Annotated in this window: 21 protein-coding genes; 12 read left to right on the top strand and 9 right to left on the bottom strand. The window is 61.5% G+C overall.

From position 1 onward, the window contains the following. Positions 1-67: 67 nt before the first annotated feature. On the bottom strand, positions 68-1609 hold the full coding sequence (locus tag AC0L3U_RS10490) for an ABC transporter substrate-binding protein (RefSeq protein WP_473361690.1): 1542 nt from the start codon (positions 1607-1609) through the stop codon (positions 68-70). Positions 1610-1850: 241 nt separating this feature from the next. Between AC0L3U_RS10490 and AC0L3U_RS10485 the strand changes: the two genes are divergently transcribed. Further along, positions 1851-2807, top strand: coding sequence for a MurR/RpiR family transcriptional regulator (locus AC0L3U_RS10485; RefSeq protein ID WP_473361689.1), 957 nt, complete (start codon positions 1851-1853; stop codon positions 2805-2807). Positions 2808-2955: 148 nt separating this feature from the next. On the opposite strand, the gene AC0L3U_RS10480 is transcribed toward AC0L3U_RS10485, so the two are convergent. The 3 genes from AC0L3U_RS10480 to AC0L3U_RS10470 all read right to left on the bottom strand — a co-directional run bounded on the left by AC0L3U_RS10480 (position 2956) and on the right by AC0L3U_RS10470 (position 3990). Further along, on the bottom strand, positions 2956-3231 hold the full coding sequence (locus tag AC0L3U_RS10480; protein WP_473361688.1) for a hypothetical protein: 276 nt from the start codon (positions 3229-3231) through the stop codon (positions 2956-2958). A gap of 167 nt (positions 3232-3398) precedes the next feature. Continuing rightward, entirely contained in the window at positions 3399-3572 is a 174-nt protein-coding gene (locus AC0L3U_RS10475; protein WP_007592998.1) for a hypothetical protein, read from the bottom strand. 91 nt (positions 3573-3663) lie between these two features. Next, positions 3664-3990, bottom strand: coding sequence for a hypothetical protein (locus AC0L3U_RS10470; protein WP_456764944.1), 327 nt, complete (start codon positions 3988-3990; stop codon positions 3664-3666). Between the two features lie 887 nt (positions 3991-4877). On the opposite strand from AC0L3U_RS10470, the gene AC0L3U_RS10465 reads away from it, so the two are divergent. From AC0L3U_RS10465 to AC0L3U_RS10455, 3 genes are all read left to right on the top strand, one after another. Continuing rightward, complete coding sequence (locus AC0L3U_RS10465) at positions 4878-5402, top strand: hypothetical protein (protein ID WP_473361687.1); 525 nt, start codon at positions 4878-4880, stop codon at positions 5400-5402. A gap of 445 nt (positions 5403-5847) precedes the next feature. After that, positions 5848-6123: a hypothetical protein gene (locus AC0L3U_RS10460; protein ID WP_473361686.1), complete on the top strand. Its 276-nt coding sequence runs from the start codon at positions 5848-5850 to the stop codon at positions 6121-6123. Positions 6124-6297: 174 nt separating this feature from the next. Continuing rightward, the gene (locus AC0L3U_RS10455; RefSeq protein ID WP_473361685.1) at positions 6298-7065 is read left to right on the top strand and encodes an outer membrane protein; all 768 of its coding nucleotides are present in this window, start codon (positions 6298-6300) and stop codon (positions 7063-7065) included. A 316-nt stretch (positions 7066-7381) separates the two neighbouring features. Here the strand turns inward: AC0L3U_RS10455 and AC0L3U_RS10450 are convergent, their stop codons facing one another. Further along, complete coding sequence (locus AC0L3U_RS10450; RefSeq protein WP_473361684.1) at positions 7382-7672, bottom strand: hypothetical protein; 291 nt, start codon at positions 7670-7672, stop codon at positions 7382-7384. Positions 7673-8083: 411 nt separating this feature from the next. Between AC0L3U_RS10450 and AC0L3U_RS10445 the strand changes: the two genes are divergently transcribed. The 3 genes from AC0L3U_RS10445 to AC0L3U_RS10435 all read left to right on the top strand — a co-directional run bounded on the left by AC0L3U_RS10445 (position 8084) and on the right by AC0L3U_RS10435 (position 11072). Beyond that, a complete protein-coding gene (locus tag AC0L3U_RS10445) occupies positions 8084-9199 on the top strand; it encodes an AI-2E family transporter (protein WP_473346715.1) in 1116 nt (371 codons plus the stop codon). Positions 9200-9354: 155 nt separating this feature from the next. Further along, the gene (locus AC0L3U_RS10440) at positions 9355-10467 is read left to right on the top strand and encodes an acetate/propionate family kinase (RefSeq protein ID WP_473287413.1); all 1113 of its coding nucleotides are present in this window, start codon (positions 9355-9357) and stop codon (positions 10465-10467) included. Between the two features lie 146 nt (positions 10468-10613). Then, positions 10614-11072, top strand: coding sequence for a potassium channel family protein (locus tag AC0L3U_RS10435; RefSeq protein WP_473287412.1), 459 nt, complete (start codon positions 10614-10616; stop codon positions 11070-11072). Here the strand turns inward: AC0L3U_RS10435 and AC0L3U_RS10430 are convergent. Next, a complete protein-coding gene (locus tag AC0L3U_RS10430) occupies positions 11050-11733 on the bottom strand; it encodes a helix-turn-helix domain-containing protein (protein ID WP_456764936.1) in 684 nt (227 codons plus the stop codon). The two genes, AC0L3U_RS10435 and AC0L3U_RS10430, sit on opposite strands and share 23 nt — an antisense overlap. Before the next feature lie 319 nt (positions 11734-12052). On the opposite strand from AC0L3U_RS10430, the gene AC0L3U_RS10425 reads away from it, so the two are divergent. Continuing rightward, entirely contained in the window at positions 12053-12676 is a 624-nt protein-coding gene (locus tag AC0L3U_RS10425; RefSeq protein WP_473361683.1) for a response regulator transcription factor, read from the top strand. 197 nt (positions 12677-12873) lie between these two features. Continuing rightward, positions 12874-13248 carry a response regulator gene (locus tag AC0L3U_RS10420; RefSeq protein WP_473361682.1) on the top strand — a complete coding sequence of 125 codons (375 nt, stop codon included), beginning with the start codon at positions 12874-12876 and terminating at the stop codon, positions 13246-13248. Between the two features lie 12 nt (positions 13249-13260). Here AC0L3U_RS10420 and AC0L3U_RS10415 read toward each other — a convergent pair whose 3' ends face one another. From AC0L3U_RS10415 to AC0L3U_RS10405, 3 genes are read right to left on the bottom strand one after another with little or no spacing between them, the layout of a single operon-like run. Continuing rightward, positions 13261-13872, bottom strand: a complete 612-nt coding sequence (locus tag AC0L3U_RS10415) for an invasion associated locus B family protein (RefSeq protein WP_473361681.1) — start codon at positions 13870-13872, stop codon at positions 13261-13263. Between the two features lie 27 nt (positions 13873-13899). Next, complete coding sequence (locus tag AC0L3U_RS10410; protein ID WP_473361791.1) at positions 13900-14742, bottom strand: alpha/beta hydrolase family protein; 843 nt, start codon at positions 14740-14742, stop codon at positions 13900-13902. 56 nt (positions 14743-14798) lie between these two features. Then, complete coding sequence (locus tag AC0L3U_RS10405) at positions 14799-16487, bottom strand: aspartate-alanine antiporter-like transporter (protein WP_473361680.1); 1689 nt, start codon at positions 16485-16487, stop codon at positions 14799-14801. 123 nt (positions 16488-16610) lie between these two features. Here AC0L3U_RS10405 and AC0L3U_RS10400 point away from each other — a divergent pair, with 123 nt between their 5' ends. From AC0L3U_RS10400 to AC0L3U_RS10390, 3 genes are all read left to right on the top strand, one after another. After that, positions 16611-17285: a YoaK family protein gene (locus AC0L3U_RS10400; protein WP_473361679.1), complete on the top strand. Its 675-nt coding sequence runs from the start codon at positions 16611-16613 to the stop codon at positions 17283-17285. Beyond that, positions 17285-19003 carry a SulP family inorganic anion transporter gene (locus AC0L3U_RS10395; RefSeq protein WP_473361678.1) on the top strand — a complete coding sequence of 573 codons (1719 nt, stop codon included), beginning with the start codon at positions 17285-17287 and terminating at the stop codon, positions 19001-19003. The genes AC0L3U_RS10400 and AC0L3U_RS10395 overlap by 1 nt, the downstream gene beginning before the upstream one ends. 170 nt (positions 19004-19173) lie before the next feature. Next, positions 19174-21927 carry a decarboxylase gene (locus tag AC0L3U_RS10390; RefSeq protein WP_473361677.1) on the top strand — a complete coding sequence of 918 codons (2754 nt, stop codon included), beginning with the start codon at positions 19174-19176 and terminating at the stop codon, positions 21925-21927. Position 21928 lies beyond the last annotated feature (1 nt).

The following is a 21928-nucleotide window of genomic DNA, read 5'->3' as shown; positions in this document are numbered from 1 at the left end:
CTGGTCAGCGGCAACGATGCGCGCCGGCGCCGGCGCTCGACAGTCTTCGCGGCGTCATTGCCCGTCCTTATTTCGTCGACACATTCCAGAACACGGGACCGTTTGGGTTGAGCCCCTTGAGCTTGGGAGAAGCAATGTCATAGGTGTAGGCGTCCCCTACTTTCATCACCGGTACCTGCTCGTAGATCAGCGACTGGATCTTGCCCCAAGTCGACTTCCGCGCAGCTGGATCGGTCGTGTTGATCAACTCGGCCCGAAGCGAGCCGATCTCGGGGCTGTCCCACCAGCCGGGATAGCTCGCATTCAAGAACGTGAGCAGCAGCGGGTCGGGGGCGAAGGAATGGTGGGTGACGAAGATGTCCCATTGTTCCGGCTGGCCGCGCATCTTCAGAAGGGTCGCCCAATCGACGACCATCATCTGAACATTGATGCCGGCATCGGCCAGCTGGCGGGTGAAGACGGAGGCTTCGTCATAGTGTGCCTGGTAGTTCGTCGAGACCAGCAGGCGGATCGGCGTCCCCGTGTAGTCCGCCTCCTTTGCGAGCTCCTTGGCCTTCTTCGGGTCGTGCGCACTATAATTTGAGGCGCCTTCCGTCGAGTACCAGGGTGTGCCGTTGGGAAAGATCGATCCTTCGGCATTCCACAGGTCCTTGGGACCGAAGGCGACGCGCAGCGCCTGCGACTTGTCCAACGCGATCTGGATGGCGCGGCGGAGCTTGTAGTTGTCCTTCAGAATCCCCTGCTTCGAGTTCATGAAGAAAAGGCCGAAGATCGGCGCGTTGGTACGCTGCACCTGGACCGATGGATCTTTGCTCAGGGACTCGTACAGATCACCGGAGATCATTTCCGCATAGTCGTAGTCGCCCGCCTGCACGCCGCTTACGCGCGTGCCGACGTCGGGCACCGGAATGAACCGGATCTTGTCGAAGCTCGCAACGCGGGCGCCGGCGAAGCCGTCGCCCTTTTCCTTCACCGGCTTGTAGCCGTCGAACCTCTCCACCTCGACATAGCGGTTCGGCCGCCACTCCACGAACTTGTAAGGCCCGGTGCCGATATAGTCCTTTTGCTCGATCGGCCGGTTCCCCGCTTTGGCGGCTATGTCTTCCGGATAGATCGCAAGACCGCCATTGACGTCCGCAATGAGAGCCTTCCAGGCGCCGTTCGGCGCGGACAATTTCAGCGTGACTTCATACTTTCCAGTCGCCTCGACCGAGGTCGCCGCCGCCATCAGGAGCTTGCCGCGCGCACCGAAACTGCCCCATCGCGTCATCGAGGCGGCCACGTCCTTGGCGGTCATCTCCTTGCCGTTGTGGAAGAGGACACCTTCGCGGAGCTTGATGACGATGGTCCGACCGCCGTCTTCCGTGCGATCGCTCTCGGCCAGCATCGGACGCGGCGTATAGGTCGAGTCCAGCGCATACAGGGTCTCGAAGATGTGGCGGCCGATGACCGATGCGACGTCGGCTGTCGTCAGCATGACGTCGAGCGGCGGCGGTTCTCCGATGGTGGCTTCGCGCAGCAGGGTGGCGGCATTGGCCTGCGCAAACAAGAATGACGCGGTAACCAGCCCCACGACGCCACGCATCAAGACACTTGGACCGTATCTCATGATCGCCCTCCCGCCTTGTTGAACCGCCTGCTTCCCGGAGCAGGGGATGTGCCTCTCAGCTGCTTGGGCTGACGGCACGCTATTGCTTGTTTGAAAGTTACATACACAATTTAGCAATTATCAAGCGGAAAATGCTGTTCTTGATGGGGCGGGCCGATATACGTTTGGTCGATGCTGAAGGTTTCTTACGGCAGCTTCTTGCCAAGAGCGCAGGTTGATCTGACCTGGGGAAGGGCGGGCAATGGCGCGTGCAAAGCGAAATCATCCGGCGGGAGCCGTTGGCGCAGCAATCTCGAAGCCGCCCGGCGACGACAATGTCGTGGCCGGCGACATCATCTCCCTCATCAGGCAGAGCGCTCCAAGCCTCAGCCCGTCCGAGCAGCGCGTTGCCACGGTGCTGCTGGCCGATATGGAATTTGCCGTTCACGCCAGCAATTCCGAGCTGGCCCGTCGGGCGCGCGTCAGCGAGCCGACAGTAACCCGGTTCAGCCGCTCCGTCGGTTGCCGGGGCGTCCGCGACCTCAAGGTGAGGCTGGCTCAAGCAATGGCGGTTGGGCGGATTTACGTTGAGCCTCCCCCGCATGTCGGGACCGATCTGGCGCGCCCCGCGCTCTGGCGGTCGGTGTTTCAGGAAATTCGTCGTGCAATTGCCGCTGCCGAGGAGGGACTTCGCAAGGAGGATATCGAGAGGGCTGCCGAAGCTATCTCCCGCTGTTCGAAGCTTGCAGCGTTCGGGGTGGGGGGCGGTTCCACTCTTGCGGCGGCGGAAGTTCAGAACCGGTTCTTTCGTCTTGGGATCGCCGTCTCGCATGCCTCCGATCCGAGCTTGATGCGCATGATCGCCGCGACCTTCGGGCGGGATGACGTCGTCGTTGCCATCTCGACCACCGGTGCAGCGAACGAAGTGATCGAGGCAGCCAGTATCGCCAAGCAATACGGCGCCTTGGTCGTCGCAATTACCAAGCCGCAAAGCAGGCTGGCCTCGATCGCCGATATTGCACTTGGGGTACACGTGCCCGAAGCGCCAGACGCGCTTAAGCCGACGGCGTCGCGCTATGCATTTCTCGCCACCATCGATCTGCTCGCAGCGTCAACCGCCTATTGCAAGCCGCTCGAAGCCCAGGCACGCATGCGGCGGATTAAATACGAGTTGCTGAAGGGAAGCGACGGGGACGCCAAAGGGCCGCTGGGAGACTGAAAAATCTCCCAGTGGCCCAACGAGGATTTGGCCGGTACATCGCCGCTCGCATGTGGCAACGCCCATCGCGCTCCGAAACCTGAACCGCACATCCTGCCGAAAAAATTATCTGGCAGGATGCGATGTTCGGAGCCGGCAACGAGGGCTATCAGCGGCAGACGTAGCTGCCATTGACCAGAACGCGGACACATCCGGTACCGACCGCGGCTGCACCGACTGCCGCGCCGCCGACGACCGCGCGCCTGGTGGTGCGCCGTGCTACGCCGGCGACTGATACGGGTGTCAAGGGCCGCCCGACTCGTGCTTCGGCCCGGCCGAGCGAGAGCGAAAGGCCTTCCTCCGCCGACCAGTCGATCGAGCCGGACACTCCGAGGGCGACCACGGCAACCGCGAGTGATAGCTTTGTGATTAAACCACGCTTCATGACAGTCTCCGCCTGTGAGAGTGAATTTGGATCGCCCCATGGACTGGCGCTCGGACCATTGATCAAGATCAAGGAACCGTCGAAATCGTGAATCTGTTAAGCGAAGGCGAACCACCAGAACGATTCAGTCGGGCCGGGGTACATGCGTCGCCCTTTTCGCCTCTTTCTTACTTCTGTATGCAGAGCGGCCTCAGTGTCTCGTCGCTGCTGCGCGCTTTCGCGTATTCCATCAGCGCCGTCCGGGCTGCTTCGCAACGCTCTGCGCTTGAAAACTCTTGTGTCGATATGACGGCGCCATTCGCGACGCCGAGCCAGCTGATGACGACCAGAACATAGGTCATGATATCCTCCCCCTCAGCCGTCGATCTCCTGAGCGCAGATTAGCGCGACAGGCGGCTTAATGGGCGCCGCCCATCGCGCCATCATGAAGCTCTATTGGCACACGTACATGATGCCATCGCCGCCCTTCACCAACGAGCCTGGGACGCAACCGATGCCGTTGCGTGCCGCATAATCGGTCCAGCCGCTATAGCCGTAGCTCCACGGTCCGCCGAAGTAATAGGCTCGCACGGCGTACCAGGGCAGACTCTCGTTAGTGTAGTAGTGTCCGCGATTATAGGGAGTGACGTACAACCTCGTCGCCGCTTGCGCCTTGTCGAGCCCCAGCGAAATTCCGTCTTGGTCGTTCCAGCCGATGGCCAACGTCGTTCCGCATACGAGGGCGGCAACGGCAATCTTCCTTGCGCTCGTTGATTTCATGGACCTTCTCCAAAAATGAACTTCAACGTCACAACACCAACGCAGCACCAGGGCGGCGGCTTGCTTTAGATCAAGGGGTTCAAACAAATCGCATCTGCTTCGTCTTCGACTTTGCCGGGTCAAGTTCGAATCAAGTTAGGTGAATCTCGACGACGACGCTGTGATGTCCGATAAGTGCAGCGCGCGAGAACGCATCGGAAGCGAGCTGTCACGTGGGATCTCGGCCCTCTCTACACTGGAGCCAAGTATGCAATCGTGCGAACGCTTCTCGCTGGAATGCGTCATGCAGTCGGCGACAAGCTCCGAGACGGCATGACGCCTCTTGATCCGCTCTTCATCATCTCTGCCGTTTCGTTCGTGGGCTCGTGTTGCGCCTCGACCAATTTGGTGAACGCGAAGAACAATCGGGCGGTGATGCCACCCTTCAATCGGTGCTCATCATGAAGCCTCTCGGCCGCCAAGCGTGACCAGCTTCTTGCCTCGGCCATCCAGACCCTTTGGTTTACCGGATCCTGCCTTGCAAGCCTCCGGCAAAGTGCTGCGCGCGAACTCAGTTCGAATTGACTCATCATCGGCCCTCCCTGCCAGAAGCTCGATGTACGCAGTGGGAATTCTGCGTTGCGTGCCACATCTCCGCAATTGCCCTTCCGGTCATTGTACCAAGGGGCATGTCACGGCCGCTGACCAAGTCGCGCGATACTACGCGAGGCGGCGTTGCGAAAATTCGATTCGTTGATCTGGCTCAAGCGACGCCGCGTTCGAACACGGTGAACATTAGCCTGCTGCAGCGTGCGTGCGCTTACCAGTGAAGCGCGGCCCATGCATCAGCAAGTGCTTCACCAGGGGCGCGCCGCGGCGGAAGCAACGGCGGCTCGATTTAGGCAGCCATGCCCATGCAGGTTGCATTTCTTCGCCAATCCTGCCGCCGTGGCCCGTTGCTTGCCAGACGAAGATCTGCGGCGGCAACGGCGCCGACAATGCCCATCTCGCGATATCTGTTCTATGTCGGCGGTGCGTTGCTTGCGATGCTCTTCGTTGCGGACGCCCTGGTGCAGGATCGGCCTGCCATCCACGGTGGAGCTGCGCGCTCCGCCACCATCCGCATCCATTCCGATTGGAAATTGCCCGAGCGGGTCGTTCTCGACACCAGCCTGCCCACGATTGTCGCAACCGACATCGCCAAGGTCGAGCTTGGTGTCCTGCCAGGCGCCGACCTCCCACAGACGCGCGTGCGCGAGGCCTTTGCTCAGCTAGGACCGCTCGATGCCGAACGACCGCCAGCGCGTCCGTCGACAAAGGCTGATGTGAAGCCGCAGCGTCAAAACAAAAGTGCGAGGAGGCACATCGAAAAAAATATCCGGCTCGTCGCACGGCCGCCGCAGTACGGCTGGTTTGGCAACCAGGTTTGGTGAGCGTCTCCGATCGCATCTTCGGAGTGGGGCGTCCGCCATCGATACTAGCAACGAGTGCACGTCGAGGCATTGCCCAATCAAATGTCCTTGAAGATCGGGAGTAACTGACATGAGTGAAACGTCAAGGTCTGAACGAATCGATCGTCGCGGGGCTCTTTCATTGCTGGGATGGGCCGCTGTACTCGGATTGGCGGCATCCGGCACGGTGCTGTTCGGAACAGAAGCGCGGGCGCAGACGATCGGCATGGAGCGACGCCAGGAGAGGCGCGGAGGCCGCCACGAGCGGCGTCAGGAACGGCGCACGGGCCGGACTGAACGCCGTCAGGAAAGGCGTACAGGGCGCACGGAGCGCCGTGAAGAACGCCGCAACTAGGACGCCGACATGATCTCACCGGTCATTGTTCGGCGGCAGATGTCCGCTTGATCGCGATCCGGAAACTGGCGGATGCCGCAGACCTGGTACGTCACGTTCGAGGTGCACAAGCGTGGGACCTTGCCGAAGCGGCGAAGTCCACGGGAGACGCGCACATTCGAAAGCGAACCCGAGGCGCGGGCTTTCGCGCGAGAGAAATTCAATGAGGGATTGATCGTGTTCGCAGGCACGCTCAATCCGTTCTTGCCGCGACGGCTGATTCCCTCGAGCGACATTCCGTCCTGGATAGAGCAAGAGCGAGGCGACGAGGTTGGCGGCCACGATGCCAAGCGCGACCCTGAGAAATAGGCAGGAGGTCTTGGTGCTTCATGCCGAGTCTCGTTCGAAATGTCTTGAGTGTTGCCATTATGGCACGTGGAGTTGGTGCTCTCGCCCGTAGAGTTTCAGCTGGAAGTTGGGGGATGATCGCAGTGCAACAAGCCGCCGTTCGAGCAATCAAAAAGCGGCCGGCAAGGAGAGAGCATGATGAAAAGACTTCTGCTGACAACAATTGGCTTGGTGGCGCTGGCCATGGGTCCTGCAATGGGACCCGCCATGGCTGCCGACATGGCCGTGAAGGCGCCGCCTCCGGCACCGATTATTCCGATCTACAATTGGACGGGGTTCTACATCGGCGGCAATGGTGGCTGGGCGCAGAACCACAACTGCGTGGATTTCCTTGACGCAGCTGGAGTCGCTGTCGCTTCCGGCTGCCGCGATCGGTCCGGTGGCGTCATCGGTGGCCAGCTCGGTTACCGCTGGCAGGCCAGCCAGTGGGTGTTTGGTCTGGAGGCTCAGGGCGATTGGGCGGATCTCAGCAACCAGCGCGTCAGCCTGATCAATCCGACGCTGTCCACGCGCAGCAAGACCAGTGCCATCGGCCTCTTCACCGGCCAGATTGGCTACGCCTGGAACGCGTCACTGCTCTACGTGAAGGGCGGCGCGGCGATCACGGACAACCGCTTCAGCATTCTTGATACTCCCTCCGGCACCGAGCTCCTCGCGCAAAGCGCAACCCGCTGGGGTGGTGTCATTGGTGTAGGCTTCGAGTATGGCTTCACGCCGAACTGGTCGGTGGGGCTCGAGTACGACCATCTCTTCATGGGGCACCGGAATAATTCGTTCACGGTCGCTGATCCCCGGCTTGCCGCCTTTGTAAACGATCGGATCACCCAGGACGTGGATATGCTCACCGTGCGCTTCAACTACCGGTTTGGCTGGGGCAGCAATCCGGTCGTCGCGAGGTACTGAACTCTCCCGATCTGATGTCTTCAGGGGGCCGGCAGCAACGCCGGCCCTCATTTTTGCGCTTTGTCGCGTCGTATCCTCAGCGCCTGCCCACGCGATCGACCGGACCGCCGCGATTGATCGGAGTGCAGGGACGCACCGCTTCTGGTGCGGCAGCGCGCGCGACGGTACGCACTCCGAGGACTACCCCCGGTCTCACGACGCAATGCGCGGGGTAGTTCACAATATTGGCAGTATACGGCCGCGTTGGCGCTTTCAGGGCTCGCGAAGATGAGCCCTGGCGCCAAGAGCGCGTTCTCAGGAGAATCCGAGGCAGATTCTACCAGCCGGAATAGTAGCTCCGCCTCGCGTAGTAGCCGCCATAACCGCCATAGCTTCCGTAGGCGCTGTAGGCACTGGGCGGACAATAATCATGGCCGTATCCTCCGCCGTAAGAGGAGTATCCGCCGCCGTAGGAGGGATATGCACCATAGTAGCCGGAGCTTGCGATCGCGCCACCAACGACAGCGCCGGCGACCACTGCGCCGGCGCCCCAGCCACGGTAGCCTCGATATCCGTAACCTCTGTAGCCATAGCCGACGCCGCGATACCCCAAACCACGATAGCCCAATCCCGCTCCGCGATAGCCTCCGCCCCATCCGCCACGATAACCCAAGCCTCCGTAGCGCACTTTCACCACGTCACTATCAAGCGTGGCTCTCATCGCACCGACGTTGGTGGGCAAGGGCGCCGCTTCGCTTCCGGGGACAGAAATCATGGCGCTCACGACAGTAAGAATTGCTGCAAATGCCGCTTTGATGAACCTCATCATGTCCTCCACGTGGTTGAAACCTCGACTGACCGGCTAGGAAGAGATTCCGTCGCGCCGGCGGCATGACCGTGCACATGAAATGTTGTGATCGCTAAAAGTGTTTCAGGCCGAGCGTGAGCTGAACCCGTGCGGACCTCAGCCGTAGGAGGGCCGTGACGCTTGATCTGGATCAAGCCAGCTGAGTGAGAGCAGGGGCTAGTTCGCCTCAGCATGCGCGGCATGACTGAAGGCGCGTCCGTGAAAACACTCCGTCAGATATTCTCCGGAGACGAGATCATCCAGCTTTTGATCCGGCTCGGATTGCTCGGGCTGCTGCTCGTCTGGGCGCTCCTCCTGGTCCGTCCATTCATCCCCATATTGGCCTGGAGTGTCGTGCTTGCTGCTGCGCTGAACCCGGTTTTTCGGCGCCTCAGCGACATTCTCGGTGGGCGGCCGAAGCTTGCGGCGACGATCCTCACGCTCGTCAACCTGGCTGTGGTGATCGGACCGGCGACCTGGCTGGGCATGGGCGCGGTCGACGGGATCACCGATCTTGCCGCCCAGGTGACGGCCGGTGAATTGCATGTGCCTTCGCCGCCGCAGTCGCTCAAGGAGTGGCCAGTCATCGGGCCTCAGCTCTTCGATCTCTGGGATCAGGCGACGACCAACCTCCGGTCGCTCTTGCGCGCGGTCGTGCCCTATTTGAAGCCATTCGCGACCACCTTGCTTGGGTTTGCCGGCAATGCCGGTGTGGGAACGGTCAAGTTTCTGCTGTCGGTGGCGGTGGCCGGCGTGCTGTTTCCGTATGGACCCCAGCTCGTGGCCGCAGGGCGCAGCTTTCTGTCGCGCATCGTGCCGGACCAAAGCGAGCATTTTCTGGACTTGGCGGGAGCCACGATCCGTGCGGTGGCTCAAGGCGTGATAGGCGTTGCTATCATCCAAGCCTTGCTGGCGGGAATAGGTTTCAAGCTCGCCGGCATCGCCAGCGCGGGCCTTCTTGCCTTCGTGGTGCTGTTGCTGTCGATCGTGCAGATCGGCGGGACCATCGTCATCCTGCCGGTTATCATCTGGATCTGGACCGACAAGGAATTTCCGATCGCGCTCCTACTGACGGTGTTTCTCGTGATCGTATCGGTTCTCGACAATATCCTGAAACCGCTTGTCATGGGGCGCGGCCTGACCACGCCGGCGCTCGTGATCCTGATCGGGGTGATCGGAGGGACCCTCTTCCACGGGATCATCGGCCTCTTCATCGGACCTATCATTCTATCTGTGGTCTGGGAGCTGACGGTGGCCTGGATTCGTGCCGAACGTGCTGTGCCGGCGAAACTGGCGATCGAGCGTTGACCTAAATGAGTTCGACCGAGCTCTTCAGCCAAAGCGATACGACAACGAGGTCGGAATCTGGTGGTGGAAATGTCTGGCCCGCCTGGTGCCGTTGCAGTGACCGCCGGTATTGATGCAGGGATTCGGCATGCTCCAACGAGTGCGACGTGAGCGCCATGGATACCATCCTTGTCATCAATGCCGGCTCTTCTGATCTCCGATTCCAGATCTACTCTGTCGAAGGAGAAGGCAGGCTACGGCAGCGGCTCAAGGGGCGGTTGGACGGCATCGGGCGCTGTCCGCGCCTGCGGGCGAGCAAGGCTGGCGGCGGTCCGCTCGCCAATCGCGCTTACCCAGTCGAAGCAGTGCAGGATATTGCGGCCGCGATGGACATTGCCGGCGCCTGGTTGCGGGATGAGCTTCATATCCACCCCATTGCAGTCGGGCACCGCGTCGCGCACGGCGCTGCGGAGCATGATCGGCCGGTCCTCATCGATCACGAAGTCCTGGCGTGCCTGGAGCGGTTGACCGCGTTGGCGCCGTTTGACCTACCGCACAATCTGGCGCCTATCCGTTCGATCCTGGTGAATTTCCTGGCGCTCCCGCAGGTCGCCTGCTTCGACACCGCATTTCACCGAACGCATGCCGCGGCCGCCGATGATTATGTCATTCCTCGTCAGCTCTATGCCGAGGGCGTGCGGCGCTACGGATTTCATGGTCTCACTTACGAATATATTGCGAAGGCCTTGCCTAGGATTGCGCCGGAAATCGCGATGAAACGGGTGATAGTCGCGCGTCTCGGGAGCGAGGCATCGATGTGCGCGCTCAGCGGTGGACTGAGCGTAGAGAGCACAATGGCCTTCACCGCGCTTGACGGATTGCCGATGGACGTGCGAGCGGGGCAAATCGATCCGAAAGTCGTGGGGCGCGGTGATATGCGTCAGCTCGAAGCAAGTAAGGACGCGAGCGCGAAGTTCGCCATCGATCATTTCGCTTATCGAATCGGTCTCAACGCGGGCATGCTCGCAGCTGCGCTGCAGGGTCTTGACGCGTTCGTCTTCACGGCAGAGGTTGGCGACAACTCCGCATCGCTCCGTTCGCGCGTGGCGGAGCAGCTCGCATGGCTCGGTGTCAAGCTCGATGCGAAAGAGAACGCGCTGCAATCGCGGCTGATATCGTCTCCAGCGAGCCGCATCCCAGTCTACATCGTGCCCTCCGACGAGGATCTCATGATCGCCAGGCACACGCTGGCGCTGCTGATGAAGGGTGGCTCGAGGGTGGCAAGCTGAGCGTCATGATCGGGGCTCTTGGCGGCCGCAGTGCCGAGCGTACACGCCCGCGGCACGTTGATCTGCGTCAAACGCCCGCATCATACCGCGGGCCGGATGGCAGGGCTGACCAAACCAAACCCCGGCAGCGTCTGAGGGAGCTCGCAATGGCGGTCCAATTCCTGCTCGGTACCTTGATCAGCGTGATCAACATCATGATTCATGCGCTGGTGACCGTTGCGGCCATCGACATCGCTCGTACCGCTGGCTTGAAGCATACGGCGCGGCCCCGGTCGCACCTGATGGCCGTGATGGTCACCACTGCTGTCATTTTGATGGTCGCGCACACCGTCGAGGTTCTCATTTGGGCGCTCGCCTATGCGATGGTCGGCGCGGCGCCTCCGGGGAGCGATCTGCTATATTTCACCTTCGTGAACTACACCACGCTCGGCTATGGGGACATCACGCCCGTGGCGGGCTGGCGGCTGACCGGACCTATGACAGCAATGAACGGCATCCTGATGTTTGGTTGGTCGACCGCGGTTCTTTTCGAGGTCCTGCGCAAGACGGTTGAACATCTCGCGGCGATTGCGGCCCCTAAGTCTAGTTCTGGAGATCGAGGCTAGCGAGCTTCAGCCTGTCCAGCAGCACGATCTGGCGCTGAGTGTTTCCGATGAAGCCGAGGATACCGAGCTCATGCAACCGCGATAGTGCGCGGGAGACGGTTTCCAGCGTTAATCCGAGATAGTCGGCGATATCACGCCGCGACATCGGCAGCGCCATGATCCCGGCGGCGGTCAGCCGCTTGTCCATCTCGATCAGGAAGGCTGCGACCCGCTCCAGCGAAGTCTTGCGACCGAGCAGCAGCATGTGGTCTTCCGCATGCTGAAGGTTGGTCGTAGTCATGCTCAGCAGGTTACGAGCCACCACGGCGTCGTCCTGCGCGACCAGCTCGAGACTTTGGCGCCTCACCAAACGAACCGTGGTGTCGACGATCGCTTCCGTCGTGAACCTGTGCGCGCTGCCGTTTTCCAGCCCGAAGATGTCGCCCGCAAGATGAAATGCGCCGATCTGGCGTCGGCCGTCCGACAGCAGCTTGTAGCTCCGCACAGCGCCCTTCTTCACCTGATAGACGTACTCTGCGGGCTCCTTTTCACCGTAGACTTCGGAGCCCTTCTTATAGGTAAATTCGTTTAGACTGATGATCGGATTTGAATCGGTGTTTAACCCCAGCTCACGGAGCGAATGAAGCCGCGAGGAGGCGTCGGCAGCGGTGCGAACGAACATGGCCAACTCCCGAACTAATGGTGACGCGGTATTTCCATCGCGGGAATAAGGAGCCGCCGAAAATCCGCTTCCCGCGACGGTTGTTTAGGCGATAATTGGGGTTTTCAACCATTGTCTGTAGGTGCATTGTACCAAGGTACAGGAGGGGTTCGATGCGCTGACTGAGAACCCGTCAGAGTGTCTGTCAGATGATGCGGCAATATGCCGACAGCGGACGCTTCGTTCCCGGTTGTGGCATCCCAATTGGGCTGCTTTGCTCAGGCATCGACGGCACGTCTGGTCTTTCTGCATTTGAAGTACCCATCGAGGGGAAAAAAACTTGTCCGGCTTCGTATATGTCGTGGACGACGATGCATCCTTCCGGATGGCGATTCAGCGTCGGCTCAAACTGGCTGGGTATGAAGTTGTGACCTACGCGTCCGCCCAGCAGTTGCTGGATGATCCGCCAGCGTCCGACCATCCGGGATGTATCTTGCTTGATGTGCAGCTTCCTGGCCTGAGCGGGCCGGAGTTGCAAAGCTCGCTCGTCCAACGCCGTTCGCCGCTGCCGATCGTCTTCCTGACCGGACATGCCGATACCGCGACGACGGTTCGTGCCATCAAGGCCGGCGCGGAGGATGTCCTTATCAAGCCGGTATCGTCTGAGCAGTTGATCGATGCGATAGAGCGGGCAATGGCTCAACAGGAGGTGGCGCGGAGCCAACAGAGCAAGCTCGATTCGCTTCGTTCTCGCTTGACGTCTCTGTCGCGGCGCGAACGACAAGTGTTCGACCTGATCGTACGCGGTAAAATCAACAAGCAGATCGCCTATGAGCTCGGAACGACCGAACGCACAGTGAAGGCGCACCGCCACCAAGTGATGACAAAGATGCAGGTACTATCGTTTGCCGAACTGGTGTCCGCTGCCGAGCGGCTCGGCCTGCTGGATTCGGCAAAGGTGTAATGCAGGCCGGTTTTCGTGCGCTTCTTCAGGTCCGTGATCAGACCTGTACGATGGGACAATATGAAATGCTATTGACATAATTCGCCCTGGGCCGCCTACATACCGGCGTCGTTAGCCGTCGGATTAGCGCAGGAACCTTTGCCGCGTAGCGTCGTTGCGACGCGAGTACCAGGTTTCCAATCAGAAAGACGGGCCCATTGTTTGCACGTAAGTCGATTTACGTCGTGGATGATGATTTATCAATGCGCCGAAGCTTGGAGCGGCTGCTTCGAATGCACGGCTTTGATGCTGTTGCTTTTGATTCGGCCGCTGCGCTGCTTAATTATGGCTGCATCGAAGAGGCGTGCTGCATCGTTCTGGATATCAATCTGAACGGAGAGTCGGGTATCTCACTCCGCCGCAGGCTCGCGAGCGAATGTGCCAGTGTCCCCGTTATCTACATTACCGGCAACGACTGCCAGGCAAATCAGGCTGCCGCGGTTCAGTCCGGATGCGCCGCCTATCTGACCAAGCCCTTCGCAGCAAGCGCACTCATCGATTCCATCGAACGCGCCTGCGCCGACCATGGCTGACCTCGCCGCTGCTCACTCCTCGATGTCCTGCTCCAGGGTCTGTGCGGGCGCGCCGTTGTGAACCGAACCAAACTTCGCCAGCGGCAGCGATGTTGTCAGAGACAAAAGGTTGGAATCGGTGACCTCGAGCACCAGCGCCTTGCCGGCTTCCATGTCCTCGATGAACTTGGGATCGGCGGCGTCGGCGGCGATACAGGCATTGCTCAGGCACCAGGTGTAGGGCAACGACCGGGAATTTCCCTGATCGACGGTCAGCTTGGCAGGCCGTTGCAGATACATGCCGACGGGGACAAACACTTGTAGCCGGGCAGTGCGGTCGCCGTCGCGCTCGATCAGATCTACGCGCACCGCCATCTGGCCCGTTGCAAACTTGCCGGTGATCGAGGTCCGACACAGCATCGCCGCACCGCCGGGCTTGACGCAAAGCTTCCGCCAGTCGCCATAGGTGATGTCCTTGGCTTCGCGCTGTCCGCGAGGCGCGATTTCGGCGGACTTTGCCTCTGGAGCCGGCTTGGGCGCGGCTGCATTCTGCGCCGAAGCTGGTCCGGCAAGAGCCGCCGCGAACAATATCGACACGCAGACGAGCGCACGCCCAGACGAAAGCACTGAAGTTGCGTCAATCATGTACTGCCTCCACGCCAGCCTCCGCGGCTATTTCTGTGCGTCAAGGAATTGCTCGACGAGTGGCGACCACGTCGCAATCGTATCGGGCGAGCCGATGAAGAAGTGCCCTTCGTTGCCAAAGGGCGGCATCAGATGATATTCGGCCCTGCCGCCGGCAGCGGTGAAGGCGTCGTGCATGCGCTTCGACAAGGCCGGACCGAAAAACGTGTCGTTCTCGATATAGAACCACAGCATTGGTACCCGCGAGGTTCGGCCGAAATCGGCAGTTGCTTCGACCAGCTTGTCCGGTGCGCAATTGTTGTTGGGTTTGCCGTCGACGCGCCCGCCGCGTCCTGCGGCGAAGGTGATGATTGCCTTCACCTGCGGCGGGTTTGCGCTCGAGAGCGCAATGGAAGCCCAACCGCCGGCGGACTGTCCGATGACGATCATGTCCTTCGGCAGAACGCGTTTCTCGGCCACCATGTAGTCGATGATCCAGAGATCAACTTGCGCAACGGCACGTCCGGCGTCGTGAAAGTTGGGACTAGTACAGCTTCCGACCTTGGAGAAGAACGGCCCGTAGAGACCGTGCTCTGGAATGTCGATGGCGGCTGCGCCGTAGCCGGTGCCGACGGGTGCCACCACGAGGTAGCCGCGCCTGGCAAACCACTTGGCGGCGTCGCGGAACTCCACCAGCGGGAAGAAGCTGCGATCGACGGGCTTGAGCGACACGCCGTGGTTCATGATCGCCAGCGGGAAGGGGCCTTCGCCGACGGGCCGGACAACATAGGCGAACATCGGCAGCGGGAGTGGCAGGGCCCAAACCTCTTCCTGGATCCGAACATTGTCGTCGGCGCGTACAGGGGCAAGAAAGCAGGCCAAGATGCTCAGTGCTCCTGCCAGGTAGGTCGCTGTTGAAGCATGGCGGAGATTCACGCGCGCCTCCTTCAACCGGCGAAAGTGCTGGCGACGATGATCGGTCCAAGCACGGTCAGGACGACGTTGCCAACAGCGTAAGGCACGGCCACGCCGAGCACCGGCGTCTGGCTTTCTGCAACTTCGCAGGCCCCGGTCACCGCGGCGTCGACAGTCATGGCGCCGGCCAGCGCGCCGCAAATGATGACCGGGTTCATGCGGAGCACGCGATGGGCAAACAGGGTCGTCACGATCAGCGGCACCAACGTGACCACCAGGCCCATGCCCACCAGCAGCATGCCGTGCGACTGGATTGCAACCCAGGCCGCGTGGCCGTTGCCGAGCCCGATCGCGGCGATGAAGCCGCCGAGCCCGAGGTCGCTCAGCGTTTGCTGCGCGGCGGGCGGCATTGCACCCATCGTCGGCCGGCGCGAGCGTAGCCAGCCGCAGAAAAGTCCCGCTATCAAGGCACCGCCGCCGCCGCCCAGAGTCAGGGGCACTGAGCCGATCTTGACGCTCGCGAGACCGGCGAGCAGACCTATGGCAATGCCTGCGGCAAGGAATGCGATGTCGGTGCGGTCTTCGGCGCTCAGGATCTGTCCAACCTGCGACGCGGCGCGCTCGATGTTGCGGGTGCTGCCGACCAGCGTCATGACGTCACCGACATAGACGCGGGTGTCCGCGCTCAGGGGGACCTCGCGTCCCATCCGCGTCAAGGTGCGCAGGAATACGCCGCGCGCGGCGTCGCCGACGCGTTCAGCCATGTCCTTGACGGAGCGGCCGTGGAGTTTGCGATTGTCAACGAGGACGTCGACCACATTGCCTGGAAGAGCCTTCAGGATCTCATCGGCATCGATTTCTGTGCCAACGATCGGCTTTGCGGCGACAATGGCCGCCGTGCGACCCGCGATGACGATGTCGTCGCTCGCTTCAAGCACCGTGTCGCGATGCGGCTCGACGTCAGCTCCCCCGCGTACGATCCGCTCGATCACGCTGCGGCTGCCGATCTCGTCTTCGACGGCGCCGACGGTCCGACCGGCCGCGGCCGACACTCGATAGGCGCGGGCCTGGAACTTGCGATAATGCAGATTCTCAGTTTGTGGCGGGTTGCCACCCGAAAGCTCCGCCTCGAGCTTTGCAGCTTCCGCTTTCAGATCGATCCGCATCAATTTCGGCGCGACAAACGGCACGTACAGGAGCGTGAGAATATAGCCGAGCACGTAGGTGACGGCGTAGCCGGCGGCGATATTGGCGTCCTGCTGCTGCAGCACGTCCTTGGCCAGTCCGAGCTGGGCTAGTGCGCCAGATGCGGTGCCGATGACCGACGATTGTGTCAGGGCTCCCGCAGCAAGACCGGAAGCGGTGCCGGGACCGAGCGCGAACACATGGGCAAATACGAGAACGATGACGAGGCCGGTGCCGCCAAGCACGAGTGCGAGCGCAACCTGCGCCAGGGTCCGGATGCTCAACGAAGCAAAGAACTCGGGTCCGGACCGGTAGCCGATCGTGAACACGAACAGGCTGAAGAGAATGACCCTGAGCAGGGACGGAAACGTGAAGGTGCCAAGCTGCCCGATCAGAACGGCAACGATGAGCGTGCACGCGGTGGTGCCGATCGAAAAACCGCGAATCCGGACGCGGCCAAGAATGGTGCCCAGCGCGACCGACAGCAGCAGAAAAATTTCCGGAGCGGCGGAGATGATCCATCTGACCGTGCTCATGGTGCAGGCCCTCCAGCGATTTGCGCTAAATCTGGTTCGTCAAACCCGGCGATGCTTGATTCAGATCAACCCCTGCCGGGGTTAAGCCGCTCCCAGTTGAGCCGCATGACTTGACGTGGGGACATGAGTACGATGGATACCGCCGTTGCTTCGTCGATACGCCGCGACGAAACGGCGCCGATTGCGCTGCTGCTTGCCTTCGCCGGCGGCTATATCGACGCCTATACATGGATCATCCACGGCGTGATGGCCAATGCCCAGACCGCAAACCTTGTGCTGTTGTGGGTTTATGGCTCGATCGGAAATTGGACGAAGGCGCTGCACTTTGTTCCGCCGATCCTTGCATTCGCCGCCGGTATTCTGGTCGCTGCATGGCTGCGCCGGGCAACCGGAGCACGCGCCAGCGCGATCGGTACGCTGATCGAAATCCTGCTGCTGGTCACCATCGCCATCCTGCACAACCGCTTGCCGGATCTCGCCGGAACACTCGGCATTTCCTTCGTCGCCGCCGTGCAGAGCGCGGTCTTCACGAGGGTCGAGGGCGTGCTCTACAGCTCCGTCATGATCACGGGCAACATGCGGCAGGCGATTGAAGGGCTGTTCGCTGCGGCCGCCGGCGATGGGACGCTCCGTCCCCCCGGCATTTTCGCCACCTTATGCGTCACCTTTGGTCTAGGGGCGGCTGTGGGCGCCTTCGCGACCAAGCAAATCCCGAATCTGGCGCTCGGTCTCCCCGTGATTGCACTGCTGGTCGTGCTTTTGCTCTGCGAAGCCTCAAGCGAGGAGGGTAGGCTCTGATGTCTTCCGGGCGGAAATGGCGCTGGCTCTTCCTGTTTCCGCCCGCAACCTGGCTGGCGCAGTATCACCGCGCCTGGCTGCGTTCGGACGCCATCGCCGGCATTACGCTTGCGGCTTACGCCATTCCGGTGTCGCTGGCCTATGCCACGCTGGCGGGCCTGCCGCCCCAGATCGGAATCTACGGCTACATGCTCGGCGGCATCGGCTATGCGCTGCTCGGGTCGTCGCGCCAGCTTGCAATAGGTCCGACCTCGGCGATCTCGTTGATGATTGCGGCGACCGTCGGGACGCTGGCCGGCGGAGACGCGGCGAAATACGCCGAGATCGCGAGCCTGGCCGCCTGCGCGGTGGCGCTGCTTTGTCTGATCGCGTGGTTGTTCAAGCTCAGCGTTCTCGTCCGTCTGGTGAGCGACAGCATTCTGGTCGGTTTCAAGGCCGGCGCGGGCCTCACGATCATCATGAGCCAGTTGCCGAGCCTGTTCGGCGTCGCCGGAGGCGGTCACAATTTCTTTGATCGCGCCATCAAGCTCGCCGGCCAGCTCGGCGGCATCAATTGGCTGGTGCTGGCGATCGGAGCCATCGCCCTCTTGTCCTTGCTTGTGGGAGAGCGGTGGCTGCGGGGAAAGCCGGTCGGGCTCACGATCATGGCGCTATCGATCATGCTGGCGACACTGCTCGGCTTTCCGTCGCTTGGCGTGCCGGTGACCGGCAAAATTCCCGAGGGATTGCCGGCGTTGGGATTGCCCAGCTTTGGTCTATTGGAGCCGGACGAACTGTTCCCGTTGGCTGCGGGGTGCGTGCTGTTGGCCTATATCGAAGGTGTGTCCGCCGCGCGCAGCTTTGCAGCCAAGCATGGCTATGCCCTTGATGTCCGGCAGGAGTTTTTGGGGCTCGGCGCGGCCAACCTCGTCACCGCGTTTGGCCACGGCTACCCAGTGGCCGGCGGGCTGTCGCAATCTGCGGTCAACGACAATGCAGGGGCGCGGACGCCACTGGCGCTGATGATTTGTTCGGTGACGCTGGCGCTGTGCCTGCTGTTCTTCACGGGAGCCCTGACGAATCTGCCCAAGGCGGTGCTGGCGGCGATCGTCTTTGCTGCCGTCTACAGACTGGTGGATATCCGCGCGCTGTTGCGGATGTGGCAAGTCAGCCGCATCGACTTTTACGCTGCGGCGATTGCGCTGGTGTCCGTGTTGCTCCTGGGGATCTTGCAAGGCGTCCTGCTGGCCGCGATTGCGTCGATTGTCCTGCTCCTGGCGCGGGCCTCACGTCCGAATGTCGCTTTCCTCGGCCAGCTTCCGGGCACCGGCCGTTACTCCGACGATGCGAGGCACGAAGGCGTTGAGCCATTGGTCGGCATCATCGCCTTTCGACCGGAAGCTTCGCTGCTTTACATCAATGCTGAAACCATCCTGGACACGGTTTCGGATGCCTTGCTGAAGGCAGCCGATATCAAGCTGGTGGTCTGCGATCTCTCCGCTTCACCCTACATCGATTTGGCAGGGGCCCGCATGTTGCACGACCTTTACGACAAACTCGCCTCGGCGCATATCGCCTTCTGCATCGTCGGCGCGCACGCACAATTGCGCGATCTGCTGCGGGCGGAGGGATTGGCGGAAAAGACCGACAGTGCGGCTTGGCTCCGCTCGGTCGACAGCGTGCTCGGTGAGAACAAGCAATCGTCTGATCCGATATCGCTATTGCCCAGCCAGCTCTGATCCGATCTCCCGCCCGAAGTCGGTCGCGCGCAGCCACTTCTGGGGATATTGCATCGCGAGGTGCATCGCACCTTCTCCAAGATGCGCGTCCGTTGACTTGGATCAATAGACCGACGCGAGCGGGCATCACGATCCCGGCTGAGACGTCGCAAAAAGATCCGGAGAAAGACATGTCCAAGGACGCCAAGGCTGCAGAAAAGCGCATCGATCAGTTCATTTCCGGGCCTGGCGGCCGGGCGGACGACTGGCGCGATCTGGTTGAAGCGGCCAAGGTATGGGCGCGCGGGGGCGACCGCGCCAAGTATGATGCGGCGCTGGCCGATCTCTCCGTCATAGAGGAGTTTCACGGCTATCCCGGGCTGCAATTGATGGCGGCGCTGCGGGAGGCCGCCTCAGGGGGGGATGCGGCGGGTTCACTGAGCCTTGCGACGCGCATCACGCAGGCCCTGATGACGAGATCCTTCCGCCAGCATGCCGGCGATTGGGATCCCGAGGACGACGGCAGTGGCGATGCGCCCGAGCTTGTGTCCTCGACTTTCGGCTCACATGCAGCCCGACGGCCCTATTTCGAAACGCTGGTCGTCACCGGCGTCTCCTCCGACAAATGGCCAGCACTCGCCGCCGAATGGCGCAAGCTGCGGCGCCCGGTCGATTCTTTCGTCTATGAGCCGGTGATCGTCGGCAGCCTTGAAGACGCCTTCTGCGCGACGATGCTCAACCCCAATATCGCCGCCGTCGTCATCAACGAAGGGTTCGGCCTGCGCTCGCGTCACGATGCGCCGATACTCCGCACCATGACCGCCGCCGCGGGTATCAATGACGAGGCGGACACGTCCGCGCTCCGGCTAGCGCACGTCATCAAGCGGGTACGTCCCGAGCTCGACATCTATCTGATGTCGAATCGCGACGTGGAGACAATGGCTGGGAACCCCGAAGCCAATGTGGTTCGGCGGATATTTTACTCCATCGAAGAGCTCCTCGAGCTCCATCTCTCCATCCTCGAAGGGATCCAGGATCGCTTCGACACACCGTTCTTCGACAATCTCAAGAAATACGCGCAACGCCCGATCGGGACTTTCCATGCGCTGCCGATCGCTCGCGGCAAATCTGTCTTCAGGTCGGACTGGATCCGCGACATGGGCGAATTCTACGGCCTGAACCTGTTCCTGGCCGAAAGCAGCGCGACCACCGGCGGTCTCGACAGCCTGCTGGAGCCGACAGGCACCATCAAGAGAGCGCAAGACAAGGCGGCACGCGCGCTCGGCGCCGATCGCGTGTTCTTCGTGACCAACGGCACCTCGACATCCAACAAGATGGCGGTGCAGGCGCTGCTCGGGCCGGGCGACATCGCGATCGTGGATCGTAATTGCCACAAGTCGCACCATTACGGCATGGTTCTGGCCGGCGCCCAACCGATCTATGTCGAAGCGTTCCCGATGACCGAGTATTCGATGTACGGCGCGGTGCCGCTGCAGACCATCAAGCAGGCCCTGCTGAATGCGAGGGCCGATGGCCGGCTGGACCGCGTCAAGATGCTGGACCTGACCAACTGCACCTTTGACGGCCACATCTACAACACCCGCCGGGTGATGGAGGAATGCCTCGCAATCAAGCCCGATCTGATCTTCCTGTGGGATGAGGCCTGGTTCGGCTTTGCACGCTTCTCGCCGTTCCTGCGGCGGCGGACAGCGATGGGCGCCGCGAACGAGATCGAGGCCTGGATGCACGATCCAAAATCCGTCGCGGCTTACGAGAAGCAGCAGGCCGACCTCGGCAAGAACCCGTCGGACGAGGTGCTGCTCAAGACCCGACTGATCCCGGACCCGCGCCAGATACGCTTGCGGGTCTACCAGACCAACTCGACCCATAAGTCGATGTCGGCGATCCGCCAGGGTTCGATGCTGTCGGTCAAGGACGTCGAGTTCCACACCGTCGAGCAGCAGTTCAAGGAGGCGGTGTTCACGCACGCATCGACCAGCCCGAACCAGCAGCTCATCGCCAGCCTCGACGTCTCGCGGCGCCAGATGGAGCTTGAGGGCTACGGTCTCGTCGCCAACGCGATCGAAATTGCGTTCGCGATCCGCAAGGCGGTCAACAGCAATCCACTGATCTCCAAATACTTCCGGATTCTCGGTGCGGACGCGATGGTGCCGGCGCAGTACCGCCAGAGCGGGTTTACCGACTATCTGGCCGCCGGCACGAACTGGGCGAACGTCGTGAAGAGCCTGGACGACGACGAGTTCTGCCTCGACCCGACCCGGATGACGTTGGTCTGCGGCACCGCCGGCTACGACGGTACGCAGTTCAAGGGCATCTTGGCCAACGAGTACAACATCCAGATCAACAAGACATCGCGAAACTCGGTGTTGTTCCAGTCCAACATCAACAATACCCGCAGCGACGTCGCGCATCTGGTGAGGGTGTTGGCCGAAATCGCGGGCGAGGTCGATCGCGGGCTGGTTCAGGGTGGCGCCAATGCGAAGAAGACCTTCGATGCGCGGGTGAAGAGCCTGATGACTGATGTGCCCGATCTGCCGAACTTCTCGCACTTCCACGACAGTTTCCGTGGCGATGCCGGCACCAAGACCAACGAGGGTGACATCCGTAGCGGCTTCTACTCGGCCTATGACGCCGCGGGATGCGAATACATCCGGCTCGGCGATCCCGAGATCGACCGTCGCCTCAAGGCCGGTCCCGACCTCGTCTCTGCCAGTTTCGTGATCCCGTATCCGCCGGGCTTCCCGATCATGGTGCCGGGGCAGGTCATCACCCAGGAAACCATCGACTTCATGCGCAAGCTCGATGTGAAGGAAATCCACGGCTACGACGCCAAGGAAGGGCTGAAGCTCGTACGCGCCGAAGCCCTGGCGAAGATTGGCCGGCCCAAGCCCGGCGCCGCGCCGAAGCTGAAGGCTGCATCGTAAT

It is taken from the genome of Bradyrhizobium sp. Kon69, assembly GCF_055807515.1.
This window is presented reverse-complemented; position numbering and strand designations above follow the sequence as displayed.

Bases quoted from the DNA above. Each gene is read 5' to 3' on its own strand.
- AC0L3U_RS10415 (WP_473361681.1), bottom strand. From the start codon at position 13,872: ATGATTGACGCAACTTCAGTGCTTTCGTCTGGGCGTGCGCTCGTCTGC.
- AC0L3U_RS10465 (WP_473361687.1), top strand. From the start codon at position 4,878: ATGCCCATGCAGGTTGCATTTCTTCGCCAATCCTGCCGCCGTGGCCCG.
- AC0L3U_RS10390 (WP_473361677.1), top strand. From the start codon at position 19,174: ATGTCCAAGGACGCCAAGGCTGCAGAAAAGCGCATCGATCAGTTCATT.
- AC0L3U_RS10490 (WP_473361690.1), bottom strand. From the start codon at position 1,609: ATGAGATACGGTCCAAGTGTCTTGATGCGTGGCGTCGTGGGGCTGGTT.
- AC0L3U_RS10405 (WP_473361680.1), bottom strand. From the start codon at position 16,487: ATGAGCACGGTCAGATGGATCATCTCCGCCGCTCCGGAAATTTTTCTG.
- AC0L3U_RS10485 (WP_473361689.1), top strand. From the start codon at position 1,851: ATGGCGCGTGCAAAGCGAAATCATCCGGCGGGAGCCGTTGGCGCAGCA.
- AC0L3U_RS10480 (WP_473361688.1), bottom strand. From the start codon at position 3,231: ATGAAGCGTGGTTTAATCACAAAGCTATCACTCGCGGTTGCCGTGGTC.
- AC0L3U_RS10395 (WP_473361678.1), top strand. From the start codon at position 17,285: ATGTCTTCCGGGCGGAAATGGCGCTGGCTCTTCCTGTTTCCGCCCGCA.
- AC0L3U_RS10440 (WP_473287413.1), top strand. From the start codon at position 9,355: ATGGATACCATCCTTGTCATCAATGCCGGCTCTTCTGATCTCCGATTC.
- AC0L3U_RS10475 (WP_007592998.1), bottom strand. From the start codon at position 3,572: ATGACCTATGTTCTGGTCGTCATCAGCTGGCTCGGCGTCGCGAATGGC.
- AC0L3U_RS10460 (WP_473361686.1), top strand. From the start codon at position 5,848: ATGCCGCAGACCTGGTACGTCACGTTCGAGGTGCACAAGCGTGGGACC.
- AC0L3U_RS10435 (WP_473287412.1), top strand. From the start codon at position 10,614: ATGGCGGTCCAATTCCTGCTCGGTACCTTGATCAGCGTGATCAACATC.
- AC0L3U_RS10445 (WP_473346715.1), top strand. From the start codon at position 8,084: ATGCGCGGCATGACTGAAGGCGCGTCCGTGAAAACACTCCGTCAGATA.
- AC0L3U_RS10455 (WP_473361685.1), top strand. From the start codon at position 6,298: ATGATGAAAAGACTTCTGCTGACAACAATTGGCTTGGTGGCGCTGGCC.
- AC0L3U_RS10400 (WP_473361679.1), top strand. From the start codon at position 16,611: ATGAGTACGATGGATACCGCCGTTGCTTCGTCGATACGCCGCGACGAA.
- AC0L3U_RS10470 (WP_456764944.1), bottom strand. From the start codon at position 3,990: ATGAAATCAACGAGCGCAAGGAAGATTGCCGTTGCCGCCCTCGTATGC.
- AC0L3U_RS10430 (WP_456764936.1), bottom strand. From the start codon at position 11,733: ATGTTCGTTCGCACCGCTGCCGACGCCTCCTCGCGGCTTCATTCGCTC.